The sequence below is a fragment of the Pseudomonas sp. R62 genome (assembly GCF_000257605.1).
GTDB lineage: Bacteria > Pseudomonadota > Gammaproteobacteria > Pseudomonadales > Pseudomonadaceae > Aquipseudomonas > Aquipseudomonas atacamensis.
In genome coordinates this window covers 2,219,542-2,234,032 of the sequence record NZ_JH635998.1, presented here as the reverse complement: position 1 = coordinate 2,234,032, position 14,491 = coordinate 2,219,542, and the positions used below count along the sequence as shown (strand labels likewise).

Below are 14,491 nucleotides of genomic sequence, written 5' to 3'. Positions count from 1 at the left end.
AAGCGCGTGGTATTCACATGTCGCGCTTGTATCTGGCACTCGAAACCCTCGAAGAGCGAAGCCTTTCTCGCGCTTTGCTGCATCAGGTACTCAAGTGTTTTCTGACAAGCCATCAAGGTCTATCCGCCTGCGCGTATCTGAATATTCACACCGAATTGTTGCTGAAACGACCCGCGTTGGTCAGCCCCTTGGCCGGCTGGAAATCCTATCCGGCGTCCATTTCAGCGAGCCTGAAACAGCAAATGTTCCACGTGGAACTAAAAATTGAACTGCCCTATTCCTCGACGTGCCCATGCTCCGCAGCCTTGGCAAGGCAATTGATCCAGCAGCAATTCGTCGACGATTTCGCCAACAAGGCTCTGCAACATGCAGATGTTTTAGCATGGCTTGGCTCAACCAAAGGGATCGTAGCGACGCCGCACAGCCAACGCAGCTATGCGCAACTGCACCTGCATCTCGACAATTTCATCGACGAGCTACCGCTGACCGCGATCATCAATGACGCTGAAGCAGCCCTCGGCACCGCCGTGCAGACCGCAGTGAAGCGCCCCGACGAGCAAGCCTTCGCACTCGCCAATGGGCAAAACCTGATGTTCTGCGAAGACGCCGCGCGCCGCCTCAATCTGGCACTGCAGCGCACGCCCGGCATCAACCAATTCCACATCCGCGTGATCCACGCCGAAAGCCTGCATGCCCATGACGCCGTCGCCGAAAGCAGCTGGCGACGGGAGCAAAAATGATCCGCTGCCAATCCTTGGTATGGGGCGCACCCGGCCAACCGCTGACGACGCCTTTGAGTCTTGAGTTCGAAAGCGCCAGCCTGACCGCAATCATCGGCGCCAACGGCTGCGGCAAAAGCAGTCTGCTGAAAGTCATCGCCGGTTTGCAGAAGCCCTTGGCCGGCAAGGTGGAAATGGCTGTTCCACGCCAAAGCGGCATTTCCTTTCTGCCGCAACAGCAACATTTGGATCGGCAGTTTCCAATCAGCCTCGAAGAGCTCATCGCCGCAGGTTTCTGGGGCCGTCGGCTCTCGACACAGCTGCGCACGCAGCGACTGAAAAACGCATTGGAAGACTGGCATTTGAGTGGGCTCGAACAGCGTCCGTTGATGGCCCTGTCCGGCGGTGAGCTACAACGTGCCCTGCTCGCGCGACTGAGCCTTGCTGACGCCCCGGTGCTGTTGCTGGACGAACCGCACGCCGCACTCGACGAACTCGGCCAGCAATTGCTCTGGCAACACATTCACCACTGGCACGCCGAGGGCCGGACACTGCTTGTGGTCTGCCATGACCTGGCGGCTGTCCGCCAACAAATTCCGCATACCCTGCTGATCAAAAACGGCCAATGCGTGTACGGAACCAGCAGAGAACTGATCCAGCCAACACCGCACATGCAGGTCGCCTGATGCTCGCCACCGTCAGCCATTTCTGGCAGCCGTTCAGCGAGTTTGTGTTCATGCGCCGTGCCTTGCTCGGCGGCCTGGTGCTGGCATGCAGCACGGCGCCCTTGGGTGTTTTTCTGATACTCAGGCGTATGAGTTTGATCGGTGACGCTGTCGCCCACGGCATCCTTCCTGGCGCTGCTTTGGGATTCTGGTTTGCCGGTTTGAGCCTTCCCGCACTCACCCTCGGTGGCTTGGGAGCCGGGCTGAGCATGGCCGGACTCGCGGCTTGGATCACCCGGCGAACGGGGTTGCGAGAAGATGCCAGCCTCGCCGCGATCTATCCGATCTCACTGGCCAGCGGCGTTTTGATCCTTGGCATCGCCGGCAAGCGCCTCGACCTTCTGCACTTGCTGTTCGGCTCAGCGTTGGCCGTAGACGGGCCGACACTGACCGGCATGCTGTGGGTCTCGGCGGTCAGCCTCATGGCGATGGCGGCGATCTACAAACCTCTGCTGCTGGACACACTGGACCCATTGTTCTTGCGCACGGTCAGTCGTCTCGGACCACTGGCTCATGGCGTGTTCCTGACTCTGGTCGTGCTGAATCTGGTGATCGGCTTTCAGGCCATCGGCGCACTTATGGTTGTCGGCCTGATGATGCTTCCGGCTGCTGCGTCGAGATTTTGGAGTCGCCGCCTACCGCCACTGATCGCCATCGCAGCAGTCATGGGCTGCGTGTCTGTGTGGCTCGGCTTGCTGCTGTCGTTCTACTACTCGCTGCCCAGCGGCCCGGCCATCGTGCTGGTCGCGGGGGTCGGCTATCTGCTGTCGGTGGTGTTCGGACCGGTTCACGGTTTGCTGCGCCGCCCGCCTTTGCTCACATCCCAATGAGGTGTTTCCCGATGCGCGCTCTACTCGTGCTGTTCAGCCTGATGCTGTCGATGTCATTGTCAGCCGCCGAAAAACTGCCGGTGGTCACCAGCTTCAGCATCCTTGCCGACATGGTTCATCAGGTCGGCGGCGAGCACGTTGAGATCACCAACATGGTCGGCGCGGACGCCGATGCGCACACCTACGAGCCGACACCGGACGATGCCAAGGCGTTGCTCAAAGCCAAAGTGATCATCAAGAACGGCCTCGGTTTCGAACCTTGGCTGGATCGCCTGGTGACCAGCACCGACAGCAAGGCAACGGTGATCAGTGCCAGTCGCGGGGTGATTCCACGTTCGCTCGATGAAGATGGCGAAACCGTTCCGGATCCACACGCCTGGCACAATCTGGCGAACGCTGAGTTGTACGTCGCCAACATCACCAAGGCGCTGATCGCCGCCGACCCGGCAAACAAGGCTGACTACGAGCGCAACAGCCAGACCTACCTCAAGCAGATCTATGCCCTGCTCGCCGAAGCCAAAAACAAACTCGGCGCGCTGCCGCCGGGCAATCGCAAGATTGTTACCAGCCATGATGCCTTCGGCTATTTAGGTCAGGCCTATGGCATCGACTTTATCGCGCCACAGGGTTTGTCCACCGAGCGCGAGCCGTCCGCCGCCGAAGTCGCTGCGCTGATCAGGCAGATTCGCCAGGCCAAGGTCAAAGCGGTGTTCATGGAAAACATCAAGGACGCGCGTCTGCTCAAGCAGATCGCGGATGAAAGCGGCGCACACATCGGTGGCACGCTGTACTCGGATGCACTGGCTTCCACCGGGCCTGCGAGCACATTTACCGGGCTGTTCGAATACAACCTCAATACGCTGTACAAGGCGTTGAGTCAGCCATGACCTGAGGTGCACTTCCGATCTATTCGCGAGCAGGCTCGCCCACAGTTGGAATGGGTTCCAACTGTGGGCGTCGCAGAGGTTTCAAGCGCGGGGTTTTACCGTGCCGCAATCCTGACCCAGCCACACCGCACGGGTTTCCAGGCTGCCCTTCTGGTTGATGCCGATAGCGTTGAAGGTGCCATTGGCAACGGTGGTGAATTCGCGGTCACTGAGGAATGTCGCCACGCCTGTGCCCTGGGCTTTCGGGCAGCTGAAGCGGAATTTCCATTGGTTGCCGGTGCGCTCGGTGATCTGCTGCTTGCAGCCCGATTGCGGGTCGGCCAACGGGATGTCGTTGGTCGCCACCTGCTGCGGCGTCAGGCAAGCGCGGATGCCTTTGCCGCCGATGTTGATGCCGTTCTTCTCCAGCGCCGCGCGCTGCTGCGGGGTGATCTGGCCTTGAATCTGGCCAAGGATCGATTGCACATCCATGGCCTGATCATCGACCTTCAGATTGCTCGAAGACATTTCCCACAACCCCGGCTGCAGCATTTGCGCCTGCGCAACCACCGGCAATGCCAAACCCAGGCCCAGCGCCAAACCCAGCAGACGAACGTTCATCGAGTAACTCCTGATCAGTTGTGGCCGTTAGACGCCGGCCGATTGTGTCGGTTCATGCGCCGATTAAATAGAGACATTCGGCGCAGAACATGGTCTGTTAAGCATTGCATCTCACGGAGCAAGGCTGCCCCATGGATTTTTTCGGACCGCACATTTTCGGTTATCTGATCGCCCTGTTGCACACACTCGGTTCGATCGCGGCAATCCATGCGGTGCTCACCGTGCGCACAGCGCAAGGCTCGATCGCTTGGGCATTGTCGCTGATCTTTATTCCCTACCTCACGCTTATTCCATACCTGGTATTTGGTCGCAGCACCTTCGATGGCTACATCAAGGCGCGGCGCCAGGCCAACGAGCAGATGCGCCTGGCCATTTCCGAATTGAACTGGCGCCCGTGGGTGGAGGAAGCCTTGGCCGCTCGCGCTTCGAGTGCCTACGCCTCATTGCGCGCGATGCCGAAACTGGGGCGCATGCCGTGCCTGGCGAACAACGAGGTGCAACTGCTGGTGAACGGCACCGCGACCTTCGATGCGATTTTTCAGGCGATCGCACAAGCGAAGGAAGCAGTGCTGATCCAGTTCTTCATCATTCACGACGATCGGCTCGGCCAGCGCTTGCGTGATTTGCTGTTGAAGAAAGCCGCCGAAGGCGTATCAATTCATTTGCTCTACGACCGCATCGGCAGCCATGCCCTGCCCCATCATTACGTGCAGGCGCTGCGTGATGCCGGCGTCGAGGTCAAAGCCTTTGCCACGCGCAGCGGCTGGCTCAACCGCTTTCAGGTCAACTTCCGCAACCACCGCAAAATCGTTGTGGTCGATGGCGTAGTCGGCTTTGTCGGCGGGCATAACGTCGGCGATGAATACATGGGTGAGAAGCCACCATTGGCGCCGTGGCGTGACACCCACGTCAAAGTCCGCGGGCCGGTGGTGGCCTGCATGCAGGAATCGTTCGCCGAAGATTGGTTCTGGGCTGCTCGTACTCTGCCGCCGTTGATCCTTCCGGATGCGTATCCGGAGGATGGCGTGCTTTGCCAATTGCTCGCCAGCGGCCCAGCGGATGCCTACGAAACCTGCTCGCTGTTTTTCGTCGAAGCCATTCACGCAGCAACGCAACGCGTATGGATCACCAGCCCTTACTTTGTCCCGGACGAAGCGGTATTTGCCGCGCTAAGGCTAGCAGTGTTGCGCGGTGTTGATGTGCGCCTGCTGTTGCCGTCGCGGCCTGATCATCGCATCGTCTATGCCGCCTCCAGCCTGTATGCCTTCGAGGCGGTGCGTGCCGGCGTGCGGGTGTTCCGCTATCGACCGGGTTTTCTGCACCAGAAAGTGGTGTTGATCGACAGCGAGATCAGCGCCATCGGCAGCGCCAACCTGGACAATCGCTCGTTTCGCCTGAATTTCGAAGTGATGTTGCTGACCGTCGACAGTGAGTTCGCCGCCGCCGTGGAACACATGCTCAATGACGATTTCGCCCAAGCCGATGAGGTGGCCAAAGAAGAAAGCCGGGAGATCCACCGCCTGCAACAGGTCGGCATGCGGATCGCCCGGCTGATTTCGCCGATACTCTGAGCGCCCCGTTTCAGGGGTGGTAGATGTCGTCGCGGGTCCAGGGCAATTCGTGGCTGCCATCCGGATGCGCCTTCACGGCGAGGATCTGATGCAGATTGATCCAGCCCCGGGCAAAGGCGTACGCGCAACCGGCCAGATACAGACGCCAGATACGCAGTGCTTGCTCAGGCACCAGTTTCGCCGCAGCTTCGAGGTTATCCTCCAGTCGCTCACTCCAGTGATCGAGCGTGCGCGCGTAGTGCAGGCGCAAGCTTTCGACATCGACGATTTCCAACCCGGCTTCACTGATCTCGGCTGAGATCATCGCCAGATGCGGCAGCTCGCCGTTGGGGAACACGTATTTTTCGATAAAGTCGCCAGCGCCGCGTCCAACCGGGCGGCCATCGGTGTGTTTGGCGGTGATGCCGTGGTTCATCACCAGGCCGCCCTCCTTCACCGCGCCAAACAGCGTTGCGCAATACTCGGCGAGATTGGCATGGCCAACGTGCTCGAACATGCCGACGCTGACAACCTTGTCGAAGCGGCCGTCCTGCGGCAGATCGCGATAGTCGAGCAATTGCAGTTCGACCTGATCTTCCAGACCCTCGGCCTTGACCCGCTCCTGCGCCAGCGCCAACTGCTCCTTGCTCAAAGTAATACCGAACACCTTTACGCCGAACTCTCGCGCCGCATACCGCGCCAAACCGCCCCAACCGCAGCCGACATCCAGCAAATACTCGCCCGGCTGCAAGCGCAGCTTGCGGCACAGATGGCGGAATTTGGCTTGCTGCGCCTGTTCGAGGGTTTCGCTACCGGTTTCGAAATAGGCACAGGAATACGCCATGTCGCTATCCAGCCAGAGCTGGTAGAACGCATTCGACAGGTCGTAGTGATAGGAAATGGCTTTGGCATCGGTGTCTTTGTCGTGATGCGCACGCACCGGCTGACTGCCTTCGTCTCCGTCGAGCAGCGCATTGCTCAACTCGTCGCAAACCCGAATGACCTCGCTGATCGAGCCCTCCAGTTCCAGCTTGCCTTCGACGAACGCCGCACCCAGCGCATCCAGGCTTGGGTGGGTGAATTGAGTAACCATCTGCGGGTCCTTGACGACGATGGTTACGCTGGGCGTCGGGCCCAGATTGAACTCATGGCCGTCCCAGAGTCGCAGGCGAAGCGGTAGCTGCAGATTCTGTAAGGCCGGTGGAAGTTGCGCGAGCATGGAAAATCCCCCCTTGTTTCAGACGTCTGATCTGAGGGTAGACCAACCTGGAAAAATAGCAGGCTATCGATTCGATCGGCCTTGTCTATCGTGATCGGCACATCGGCTGAACGCCACAGACGACGCGCCTTACGATAGATGACTGCCTGTGCACTCGGCGGTTCGATGAATTTTCTTTCATTTAGCCTGAGCGTCGAGCCTGAGCAATGGCTCCTGAAAGCGCAGCAAACGTCCGGCGTTGCCCAACACCAACAGCGTACTCAGGTTATGCAGCAGCGCCGCGATCATCGCCCCGGCCGCACCAAGCCAGCCGAACGCCGCGAAGACCACGATGGCCAGCGTCCAGCCGAGGCCGATAATCACGTTGACCTGCAAAGTACGCCGGCACTGACGACTCAGGCGCACGCAAGTACCGAGGCGACGCAGATCGCTGCCGATCAACACGATGTCGGCTGACGCCAGAGCAATGTCGGCACCGCCAGCGCCCATCGCCACGCCGACCACGCCGGCTTTGAGCGCGAGTGAATCGTTGATGCCGTCACCGACCACCATCGGGCGGAAGCCGTGATCGATTTCCTTGAGCACGCGATTGAGTTTGTCCTCCGGAAGCGCTTGCGCCTGGACTTCGTTCAGCCCGACTTCCTGCGCCAACGTTCGCGCAACGCTCTGGCGATCCCCCGTCAGCAGGAGTTGGCGTCCCAGCCCCAGTTCACGCAATTCGCTCAAGGCAAAGCGTGCTTCGGGTTTGATGCTGTCGGCGAGTAACAGCCAGGCGAGGAATTCGCCCTTAAGGGCCAACCCGGCAATCGGCCCATCGTGCTCAGGAACAAGGGTGGTTGTGATACCCAGTTGCGCGAACAACTCTGGACGACCGAGCGCAGCTTCGCCCTTCTCTGTCGTCGCCACTACGCCCAGGCCTTGGCGCTCATGGATGTTGGTCAGAGGCCAATACGCTTCCTGGTCAACCAGCCCAGCGAGTGCTCGGCTCACCGGATGACTGCTCGTCGCGCCAAGACTGGCGGCCAGTGTCTGCACTTCGGCGGTGTCCGCATCCGGGCTGTCGATCGACTGCAAACGCAAGGTGCCGTACGTCAGCGTGCCGGTCTTGTCGACCACCAGCGAGGTCAGATCGGCGAGTTCTTCGAGGAACGCCGAACTGCGAATCAGAATCCCGTGACGCGCGGCGACGGCAACACCGGCAATCGCCGTGGCCGGCGCCGACAGCACCAACGCACACGGACACGCCGCCACCAACACCGCGAGCATCGCCTGTGCATCATGGGTGACGAACCAGGTCACCGCCGCCAGCAACAAGACCAGCACCATGTAGCTGCCGGCATAGCGTTCGAGCAATCGCGTGATCGGCGGTTTCGAGCGCTCGGCGTTTTGCATCAGGGCGATGACTTTGCCCAAAGTGGATTCGTCGCCGGTGCGAGTGACTTCGACGCGCAGCAATCCATCGAGGTTGATCGCGCCGCCGAACACCAGCATCCCCATCCCCGCCTCCATCGGCACCGACTCACCGGTAATCGACGCGGTATCAAGGCTCGCCTGCCCCGATAAGACCCGACCGTCCGCCGGCACCCGATCACCGGCCCGCACCTCGACAACATCGCCAGCGCTGAGCGTGCCGTTGTCCACTTCAATGATCGAACCATCTGCTTGCAGCTTGCGCGCATGGCTGCGGGTCAACTGGCCAAGCGCATTGATCGCTTCCTGGGAGCCGATCACGCTGCGCTCCTCGAGCACATGGCCGAAGATCATGATGATCGGCAACAACGACGCGGTGAGCAGATCACCGGTCGCCCATGCACCGAGCATGGCCAGCGCGATCAACTGATCGGTGATGCCGTGCAGGCTCGGGTAACGCAGGCTGTACCACGCCGAACGCATCACCGGAACCGCTACCAGCAACGAGGCGAAACCGAGCAGCAACTGGCTGACACCGGTTTGCTCCGGGAGCATCCAGCGCCAGAGCAACCCCAGACCCAGCAATCCGAGCGCAAGCATCGCCAGGGTCAACTGACGCGCGGCGCGACGTTGTTCGGCCGAGGACAACAGACTCGGAGCAGCGGTGGTCGCCGTCATTGACTGGCTCCTTGAATGATCAATCGGGAATCGTCTTTCGGGTTGACGGTGGTGACCGACCCGGCCTGACCGAGAATTTTCGGCAGGCGTTCGCGATACAGACGCAGGAGCATTTGCGGGTCGGTAGACGTGGCCAGACTCGAGACGGTTGCGGTATCGGTCGAGGCTTTGGCAAGACGCTCGCCCGCCTGCGCGTGAGCTACCTGCAGCGTGCGGTCTGCCTGTTCGTTGGCGGACTGGGCAAGTTTCTCGGCATCGGTGCGCGCGTTAGCCACTGCTTTGTCAGCCTGCTGACTGGCCGTCAGAACCGCATTGAAGGCACTGACCGCTGGCTCCGGCAGACTTGATTGCACATCCACCCGCGACACCTCAATGCCAATACCCTGGCCGCTCGCCTTCAGTTCAGCGAGTCGCGCGTTGATGCCTTGCACCAGATCACCGCGCAATCGCTCACGACGCTCGGCCGCCTGATTGTCGGCGCCGATCAGTTCCGGGCGAGCGACCAGAATGGTGTCGAGATCTCGCGCGGCGGTCAGGGCCACGGCGCTGCGCGTCACTAGCCGATCGAGTGCTGGCAGCACATGCTCGCCTTGCAACACGAATTCGTACGGATCGGAGACTTGGTAAAACACTCGCACGTCCAGTTGCACTACGCCGGCATCGCCGGTCAATAAATAACCAGACCCGGCGAGTGCATCACTCAATGGCGTGGCGAAGGAAGCCACCCGGTCAGCCGTCAACGCCTCGTCGCTGCGCGATAGATTTTCCACTCGGCGCTCGATCACCCGATCCGCCGCCGGCAATAGAACCACCTGTTCAAAGGGTTGCGGCCACGCCCATAACAGCCCGGCATTCTGAACGCGATCCAGCGCGCCGAAGTGCAGCACCACGGCGCGGTTTTGCGGATCAATCTGCCGGACATTCGAGAACGCCCATGCCAGCGCCGCCAACAAGGTGATCGCATACAGGGCGATGAAGGTCAGACGTCCGGCCTGGATCCACGGACTGTTCAACGCATGTGTTCCACGTGGAACTTCTTCGCTCATGGTTGCGATCCGGCTTTGTTGTCGAACGTCGGTGGGCCGTCGACTAATACGCGGAAAGGCGCAGCATCGGTGCGCAGAATCAATTTGGTATCCGGCGTAACGATGGTGCCGAGGGTATCGAGGGAGCGCAGCAGGTTATAGAGCTGCGGCGAGCTGGCGTAGGCGCGACCATAAATCTGCGCAGCCTCGACCCGTGACTGTGCTTCGATATCGGCGGCTTTCACCGTCGCATCGGCCTGGACGATCCGCGCATCGCGCTCGGCGGCGGAACGGATTTGCGCCGCTTCGCGTTTGCCAACAGCCGTGCGTTCGGTAGCAATGGTTTCACGCTCGGCACGCATGCGGTCGACCGTGGCGCTGAGCGTGACCGATGGCAAAGTCAAACGCTCGATACCCACCTGCACAACGCGCACGCCATATGTAGCAAGCAACTGTTGATCGATCTGCTGACGCAACTGCGTTTCAAAATCGCCGATGCGCACTTGTTTGGCATCAGTGTTGACCAGATTCGCCAGATCGAAACTGCTGGCCGTGGTCTCCAGCGCTGAGCCGACAAAGGTTCGAATCTGCCGCGCCGCTTCGTCCGGCTGATTCTGCACGGCACGCATGAAACGCTGCACGTGTTCAGGATCACCCTGCACCTGCCACGCCACGTAGGCCTGAACGATGATGCGCAAACCGTCCTTGGTGCCGACGTCCTGCAAACCACTTGAGGTGGTACATAGACGCAAGTCCACCGGGATTGCCGCTTCGAACGGTGCCGGCCAGCGCCAGCTCAAACCGGGATCAAGCAATACCCGCGAAGGATTACCGAAACGGGTGATGACCGTGGCTTCACCGGAGCGCACTTGCACCAGACTTGCGGCGGCAATGGCAAACGCCACCAGCAACGCAGCCCAGCCCATACGCCGCCACGGAAATGGTCCGACTTCTGGCACCTCGCCGTGATGGTGGTGATGCCCATGATGATGGTGATGCCCGCCGTGGCCGTGGCCGTGGTCGTGGCCGCTGTGGTCGTGAACGTCATGAACAGGCGACTGGCTCAATGGGTGGCTCCTGGTTGAGCGGTGGTACGGGCGGGCGACGGATCAGTCGGCAGTGTGAAAGTACGCAGATCGATGGTTGGCGCATTTGCGCTCCCGCCAAGTCGATGATCGAGTATCAGCAACCTGGCTTTACTCAAGCCCTGACTGAGCTGGCTGAGATATTGCTCCAGCACGAAGGCCTGGCCAGCACTGGCGAAGGCTTTCTGTTCGGCGCTGAATTTAAGGTCTGCCGTTTGCGCAGCGGCATTGATCTCCCGCGCATTGGCCACTGCCTGATCCCGCGCCGTACTCGCCTGCAACTGCGCCTCGTTAGTGGCCTGCGCAGCCGCCCCGCGTTCGCGAGCGATCAACGCCTGCGCGCCGATCTGCGCCGCTTGCACACTGTGGTAGGCATTCGCCGCGCCGGCCGGTGGATGAATCGCTTCGACAACTGTGGCGAGGATTTCCACACCGCTGTTCAATCTGTTCAGATCGCTTTGCACTGCGCGACCGATTTCCTCGGCCAGCCCTGCCCTGTCGTCGCCGAGCAGACCGTCGAGGGTGCGCGAGGCAAAATCGTGAACCAGGATGCGGCTGGCGGTGCTGCGAATCAGCGTCGGTACATCGGCACTGTTGTAGGTCGCAGCAAGTGCCGCTTCGTCGTTCAAACCGATGCGATAAACGAAGCGCACGTCCATGTTGACGATTTGCAGGCCCTGTTGCGCGCCGCGGCTGCTGGCGATGACCTGGGATTTGTCGTTGACGTGGCTGGCGTCCCACAAACGGTTGGCGGTCAGCGGCGCCGGGCCTTCAGCGGAATCGGATTGCACGGCGATTGGCTTATCGCCGACGCTGGTGGCCAGTTCGTGGACTACGCCGTTTTCAACGGAGATCACACGCCCCAATGGCGAGGGCAAACCGGCATGCAAACCCGGGCCGAAAACCTGTACCGGATTACCGAAGCGCTCGTAGATGCCGCGACCTTGCAGGGGAATTTCATGTACGCCGCTCAGCAGCCAACCGCTCAGGGCGACCACCGCCAACACCGGCAACAAGGCCCGGCGCATGTAACTGAAGGCCCAGATCTGGCGCAGATCGATGCCGAACCGATTGTGCATTTCATGCTGCAACGCCAGCCACGGCTGCGGCGGCCAGCGCAGCATATCGGCGATAAAACTGCGCGCCAGCAGGGTCGGTTCCAGTTGTTCACGCCGCGGGCTGAAGACAGACAGTAACGCGCGCAACAGCAGTTCGCCGGCAACCAACATTGGCAGGACTGCGCTGAGCACCGCCACGCGTACCGGCCAGACTGCGCTTTCGCTGGCAAACAACAGACACAGCGCACCGATCAAGAGTGTGATGACCACCACCCGGGTCAGTTGCGCCAGCGCAGCCGCTTCCGGCCATTGCGCCGGCGGTTCCTGCGCCAGGTGCCGCTCCAGCACCAGCAGGGCAAACGCCAGCAACAACGCCAATGCCGCACCGATGCTCGCCGACAGCCCCAAGGCCGCCGCAGGCAACGTGAGATTCCACACCTGCTCAATACCAAGCAGAACCAGCAACGCCCAGCCGCCGAGCCACAACGTCGGCGCACCGATTTGTCCAAGCAGATGGCGGCCCCGCTGACTCAATCGCTCCAGCAGCCTTTCGTACCAGCCCTCGGCTGCGGCGCCCTCCTCCACGACGCTCGGTTGCGAAGCGGGCGGATGCATCACCCGCGCGCGCCATCGCGCCACCCACCACGCCGATTGCAGACCGGCGACCAGCACCAGCAACGCTGCGCCCTGATTGACCAACAACGGCAACCACAGGGACTGCGGCGCAAACAGGCAGACGAAAAACGCCAGCACCCAGCCCGACCCCGCCACTGCGCCGAGTCCATACGCCAACCGACGCAATTTGCGTGACTGCACGGCTGCCTGCTGAAAGCGCGGCAGCCCGGTGACTGGCGTGGCGTCCAACTCAAGATCGACTTGCATAACACCCCGAAAATGTAGGCTCTGCGTTCATAGCGTTACGATATAACGCAAACTGTGAAATATTCGTACACAAATACGCTTATTCAAGGATGCCGCAGCTGTCGCTTGCCTGAAGCCTTGACCGAAATGTTCGACGAAGCTCATATTACGCACATAATTTTTATCGCGACTAATCTTGGCTATCCCCTTCGAGCAATCTGGAGCAAGCGCATGAGCAACTATGACGTAGTGATTCTGGGCGGCGGCCCCGGCGGTTATAACGCAGCGATCCGCGCGGGCCAGCTCGGGCTCAAGGCCGCTTGCGTCGAAGGACGTGCGACCCTGGGCGGCACCTGCCTGAACGTCGGTTGCATGCCGTCCAAAGCCTTGCTGCACGCGTCGGAGCTGTACGCCGCTGCGGTGGGCACGGAGTTCGCCAATCTCGGCATCGAGGTCAAACCGACGCTGAACCTTGCGCAGATGATGAAACAGAAAGACGAGAGCGTCGCCGGCCTGACCAAGGGCATCGAGTTTCTGTTTCGCAAGAACAAAGTCGACTGGATCAAGGGTTGGGGCCATATCGACGGCCCGGGCAAAGTGACGGTGACCGACGCTCAAGGCAACAAGAGCGAGCTCAGCGCCAAGGACATCATCATCGCCACCGGTTCCGAGCCCACTCCCCTGCCCGGCGTAGAGATCGACAACCAGCGCATCCTCGATTCCACCGGCGCGCTGTCATTGAGTGAAGTACCCAAACATCTGGTAGTGATTGGTGCCGGGGTGATCGGCCTGGAGCTGGGTTCGGTGTGGCGCCGACTCGGCGCGCAGGTCACCGTGGTCGAATACCTTGATCGTATCTGCCCCGGCGTCGATGGCGAGGCCGGCAAGACCTTGCAGCGCGCGCTGAGCAAGCAAGGCATCGCCTTCAAACTGAGCTCGAAGGTCACCAGTGCCACCAGCTCCGCCACAGGCGTGCAGCTTAGCGTCGAGCCTGCCGCCGGTGGCACGGCTGAGCTGATCGAAGCCGACTATGTGCTGGTGGCCATCGGGCGCCGGCCGTACACCCAGGGCTTGGGGCTGGAGAACGTCGGCCTCAGTACCGACAAACGCGGCATGCTCGCCAACAAGCAGCATCGCACCGAAGCCGCCGGGGTCTGGGTGATCGGCGACGTCACGTCCGGCCCGATGCTCGCGCACAAGGCTGAAGACGAGGCCATGGCCTGCGTCGAACAGATCCACGGCAAGGCCGGCGAGGTCAATTACGCGCTGATCCCCAACGTCATCTACACCCAGCCGGAGCTGGCCAGCGTCGGCCAGACCGAAGAACAGCTCAAGGCCGAGGGCCGTGCCTACAAGGTCGGCAAATTTCCCTTCACCGCCAACAGCCGGGCGAAGATCAATCACGAAACAGAAGGCTTTGCCAAAGTCCTCGCCGACGAGCGCACGGACGAAGTGCTTGGCGTGCATCTGGTCGGGCCGAGCGTGAGCGAGATGATCGGCGAATTCTGTGTGGCGATGGAGTTCAGCGCCTCGGCCGAGGACATTGCCCTGACCTGCCATCCGCACCCGACGCGTTCGGAAGCGTTGCGTCAGGCAGCGATGAATGTCGAGGGGATGGCGACGCAGATGTAGGTTCCAAACCTTGCCGCCGTCTTCGCGAGCAGGCTCGCTCCCACTTTGGAATGCGTTCCCCCGTGGGAGCGAGCCTGCTCGCGAATGGCGCCACCCGGTCTACAGCGGCAGATGCCCCAACGGCAAAGCCCCCGGCGCTTTCACCGTGTGAATGGCAAAGTTGCTGCGAATATCGCTCACCCCCGGCAGCTTCAGCAGGTGCGCGCTGACAA

12 protein-coding genes and 1 pseudogene are annotated in these 14,491 nt (G+C 61.0%); 6 read left to right on the top strand and 7 right to left on the bottom strand.

Annotated elements, in window-relative coordinates; all coding sequences use genetic code 11:
* The 4 genes from folE2 to OQK_RS11035 form a co-directional block, all read left to right on the top strand.
* A partial coding sequence (gene folE2 / locus OQK_RS11050; protein ID WP_016772440.1) for a GTP cyclohydrolase FolE2 occupies positions 1-740 on the top strand: 740 nt, incomplete at its 5' end.
* Complete coding sequence (locus OQK_RS11045) at positions 737-1,405, top strand: metal ABC transporter ATP-binding protein (protein ID WP_016772439.1); 669 nt, start codon at positions 737-739, stop codon at positions 1,403-1,405. The genes folE2 and OQK_RS11045, both read left to right, overlap by 4 nt.
* Positions 1,405-2,274: a metal ABC transporter permease gene (locus OQK_RS11040; RefSeq protein ID WP_016772438.1), complete on the top strand. Its 870-nt coding sequence runs from the start codon at positions 1,405-1,407 to the stop codon at positions 2,272-2,274. Before OQK_RS11045 ends, OQK_RS11040 begins: the two co-directional genes overlap by 1 nt.
* Before the next feature lie 11 nt (positions 2,275-2,285).
* Entirely contained in the window at positions 2,286-3,161 is an 876-nt protein-coding gene (locus OQK_RS11035; protein WP_016772437.1) for a metal ABC transporter substrate-binding protein, read from the top strand.
* A gap of 81 nt (positions 3,162-3,242) precedes the next feature.
* On the opposite strand, the gene OQK_RS11030 is transcribed toward OQK_RS11035, so the two are convergent.
* Positions 3,243-3,761, bottom strand: a complete 519-nt coding sequence (locus OQK_RS11030; protein ID WP_016772436.1) for a DUF3617 domain-containing protein — start codon at positions 3,759-3,761, stop codon at positions 3,243-3,245.
* A 131-nt stretch (positions 3,762-3,892) separates the two neighbouring features.
* On the opposite strand from OQK_RS11030, the gene cls reads away from it, so the two are divergent.
* The gene (gene cls, locus OQK_RS11025; protein ID WP_016772435.1) at positions 3,893-5,332 is read left to right on the top strand and encodes a cardiolipin synthase; all 1,440 of its coding nucleotides are present in this window, start codon (positions 3,893-3,895) and stop codon (positions 5,330-5,332) included.
* A 10-nt stretch (positions 5,333-5,342) separates the two neighbouring features.
* Here the strand turns inward: cls and cfaB are convergent, their stop codons facing one another.
* From cfaB to hflK (OQK_RS11000), 5 genes are all read right to left on the bottom strand, one after another.
* Positions 5,343-6,530 (bottom strand): C17 cyclopropane fatty acid synthase CfaB, encoded by a 1,188-nt coding sequence (cfaB, locus tag OQK_RS11020; RefSeq protein ID WP_016772434.1) that lies wholly within the window; start codon positions 6,528-6,530, stop codon positions 5,343-5,345.
* Between the two features lie 177 nt (positions 6,531-6,707).
* Complete coding sequence (locus OQK_RS11015) at positions 6,708-8,618, bottom strand: cation-translocating P-type ATPase (RefSeq protein WP_016772433.1); 1,911 nt, start codon at positions 8,616-8,618, stop codon at positions 6,708-6,710.
* A complete protein-coding gene (hflK, locus tag OQK_RS11010) occupies positions 8,615-9,664 on the bottom strand; it encodes a protease modulator HflK (RefSeq protein ID WP_016772432.1) in 1,050 nt (349 codons plus the stop codon). The genes OQK_RS11015 and hflK (OQK_RS11010) overlap by 4 nt, the downstream gene beginning before the upstream one ends.
* Complete coding sequence (gene hflC, locus OQK_RS11005) at positions 9,661-10,710, bottom strand: protease modulator HflC (RefSeq protein WP_016772431.1); 1,050 nt, start codon at positions 10,708-10,710, stop codon at positions 9,661-9,663. Before hflC ends, hflK (OQK_RS11010) begins: the two co-directional genes overlap by 4 nt.
* Positions 10,707-12,668, bottom strand: a complete 1,962-nt coding sequence (gene hflK / locus OQK_RS11000) for a protease modulator HflK (RefSeq protein WP_016772430.1) — start codon at positions 12,666-12,668, stop codon at positions 10,707-10,709. Before hflK (OQK_RS11000) ends, hflC begins: the two co-directional genes overlap by 4 nt.
* Before the next feature lie 210 nt (positions 12,669-12,878).
* Here hflK (OQK_RS11000) and lpdA point away from each other — a divergent pair, with 210 nt between their 5' ends.
* Entirely contained in the window at positions 12,879-14,279 is a 1,401-nt protein-coding gene (gene lpdA / locus OQK_RS10995; protein WP_016772429.1) for a dihydrolipoyl dehydrogenase, read from the top strand.
* Positions 14,280-14,378: 99 nt separating this feature from the next.
* Here the strand turns inward: lpdA and OQK_RS10990 are convergent.
* Positions 14,379-14,491: pseudogene (locus OQK_RS10990) on the bottom strand (Lrp/AsnC family transcriptional regulator); the annotation flags it as partial.

Excerpts from the sequence above, each read along its gene's own strand:
- OQK_RS11045 (WP_016772439.1), top strand. The coding sequence starts at position 737 with ATGATCCGCTGCCAATCCTTGGTATGGGGCGCACCCGGCCAACCGCTG.
- OQK_RS11040 (WP_016772438.1), top strand. The coding sequence starts at position 1,405 with ATGCTCGCCACCGTCAGCCATTTCTGGCAGCCGTTCAGCGAGTTTGTG.
- OQK_RS11035 (WP_016772437.1), top strand. The coding sequence starts at position 2,286 with ATGCGCGCTCTACTCGTGCTGTTCAGCCTGATGCTGTCGATGTCATTG.
- OQK_RS11030 (WP_016772436.1), bottom strand. The coding sequence starts at position 3,761 with ATGAACGTTCGTCTGCTGGGTTTGGCGCTGGGCCTGGGTTTGGCATTG.
- cls (WP_016772435.1), top strand. The coding sequence starts at position 3,893 with ATGGATTTTTTCGGACCGCACATTTTCGGTTATCTGATCGCCCTGTTG.
- cfaB (WP_016772434.1), bottom strand. The coding sequence starts at position 6,530 with ATGCTCGCGCAACTTCCACCGGCCTTACAGAATCTGCAGCTACCGCTT.
- OQK_RS11015 (WP_016772433.1), bottom strand. The coding sequence starts at position 8,618 with ATGACGGCGACCACCGCTGCTCCGAGTCTGTTGTCCTCGGCCGAACAA.
- hflK (WP_016772432.1), bottom strand. The coding sequence starts at position 9,664 with ATGAGCGAAGAAGTTCCACGTGGAACACATGCGTTGAACAGTCCGTGG.
- hflK (WP_016772430.1), bottom strand. The coding sequence starts at position 12,668 with ATGCAAGTCGATCTTGAGTTGGACGCCACGCCAGTCACCGGGCTGCCG.
- lpdA (WP_016772429.1), top strand. The coding sequence starts at position 12,879 with ATGAGCAACTATGACGTAGTGATTCTGGGCGGCGGCCCCGGCGGTTAT.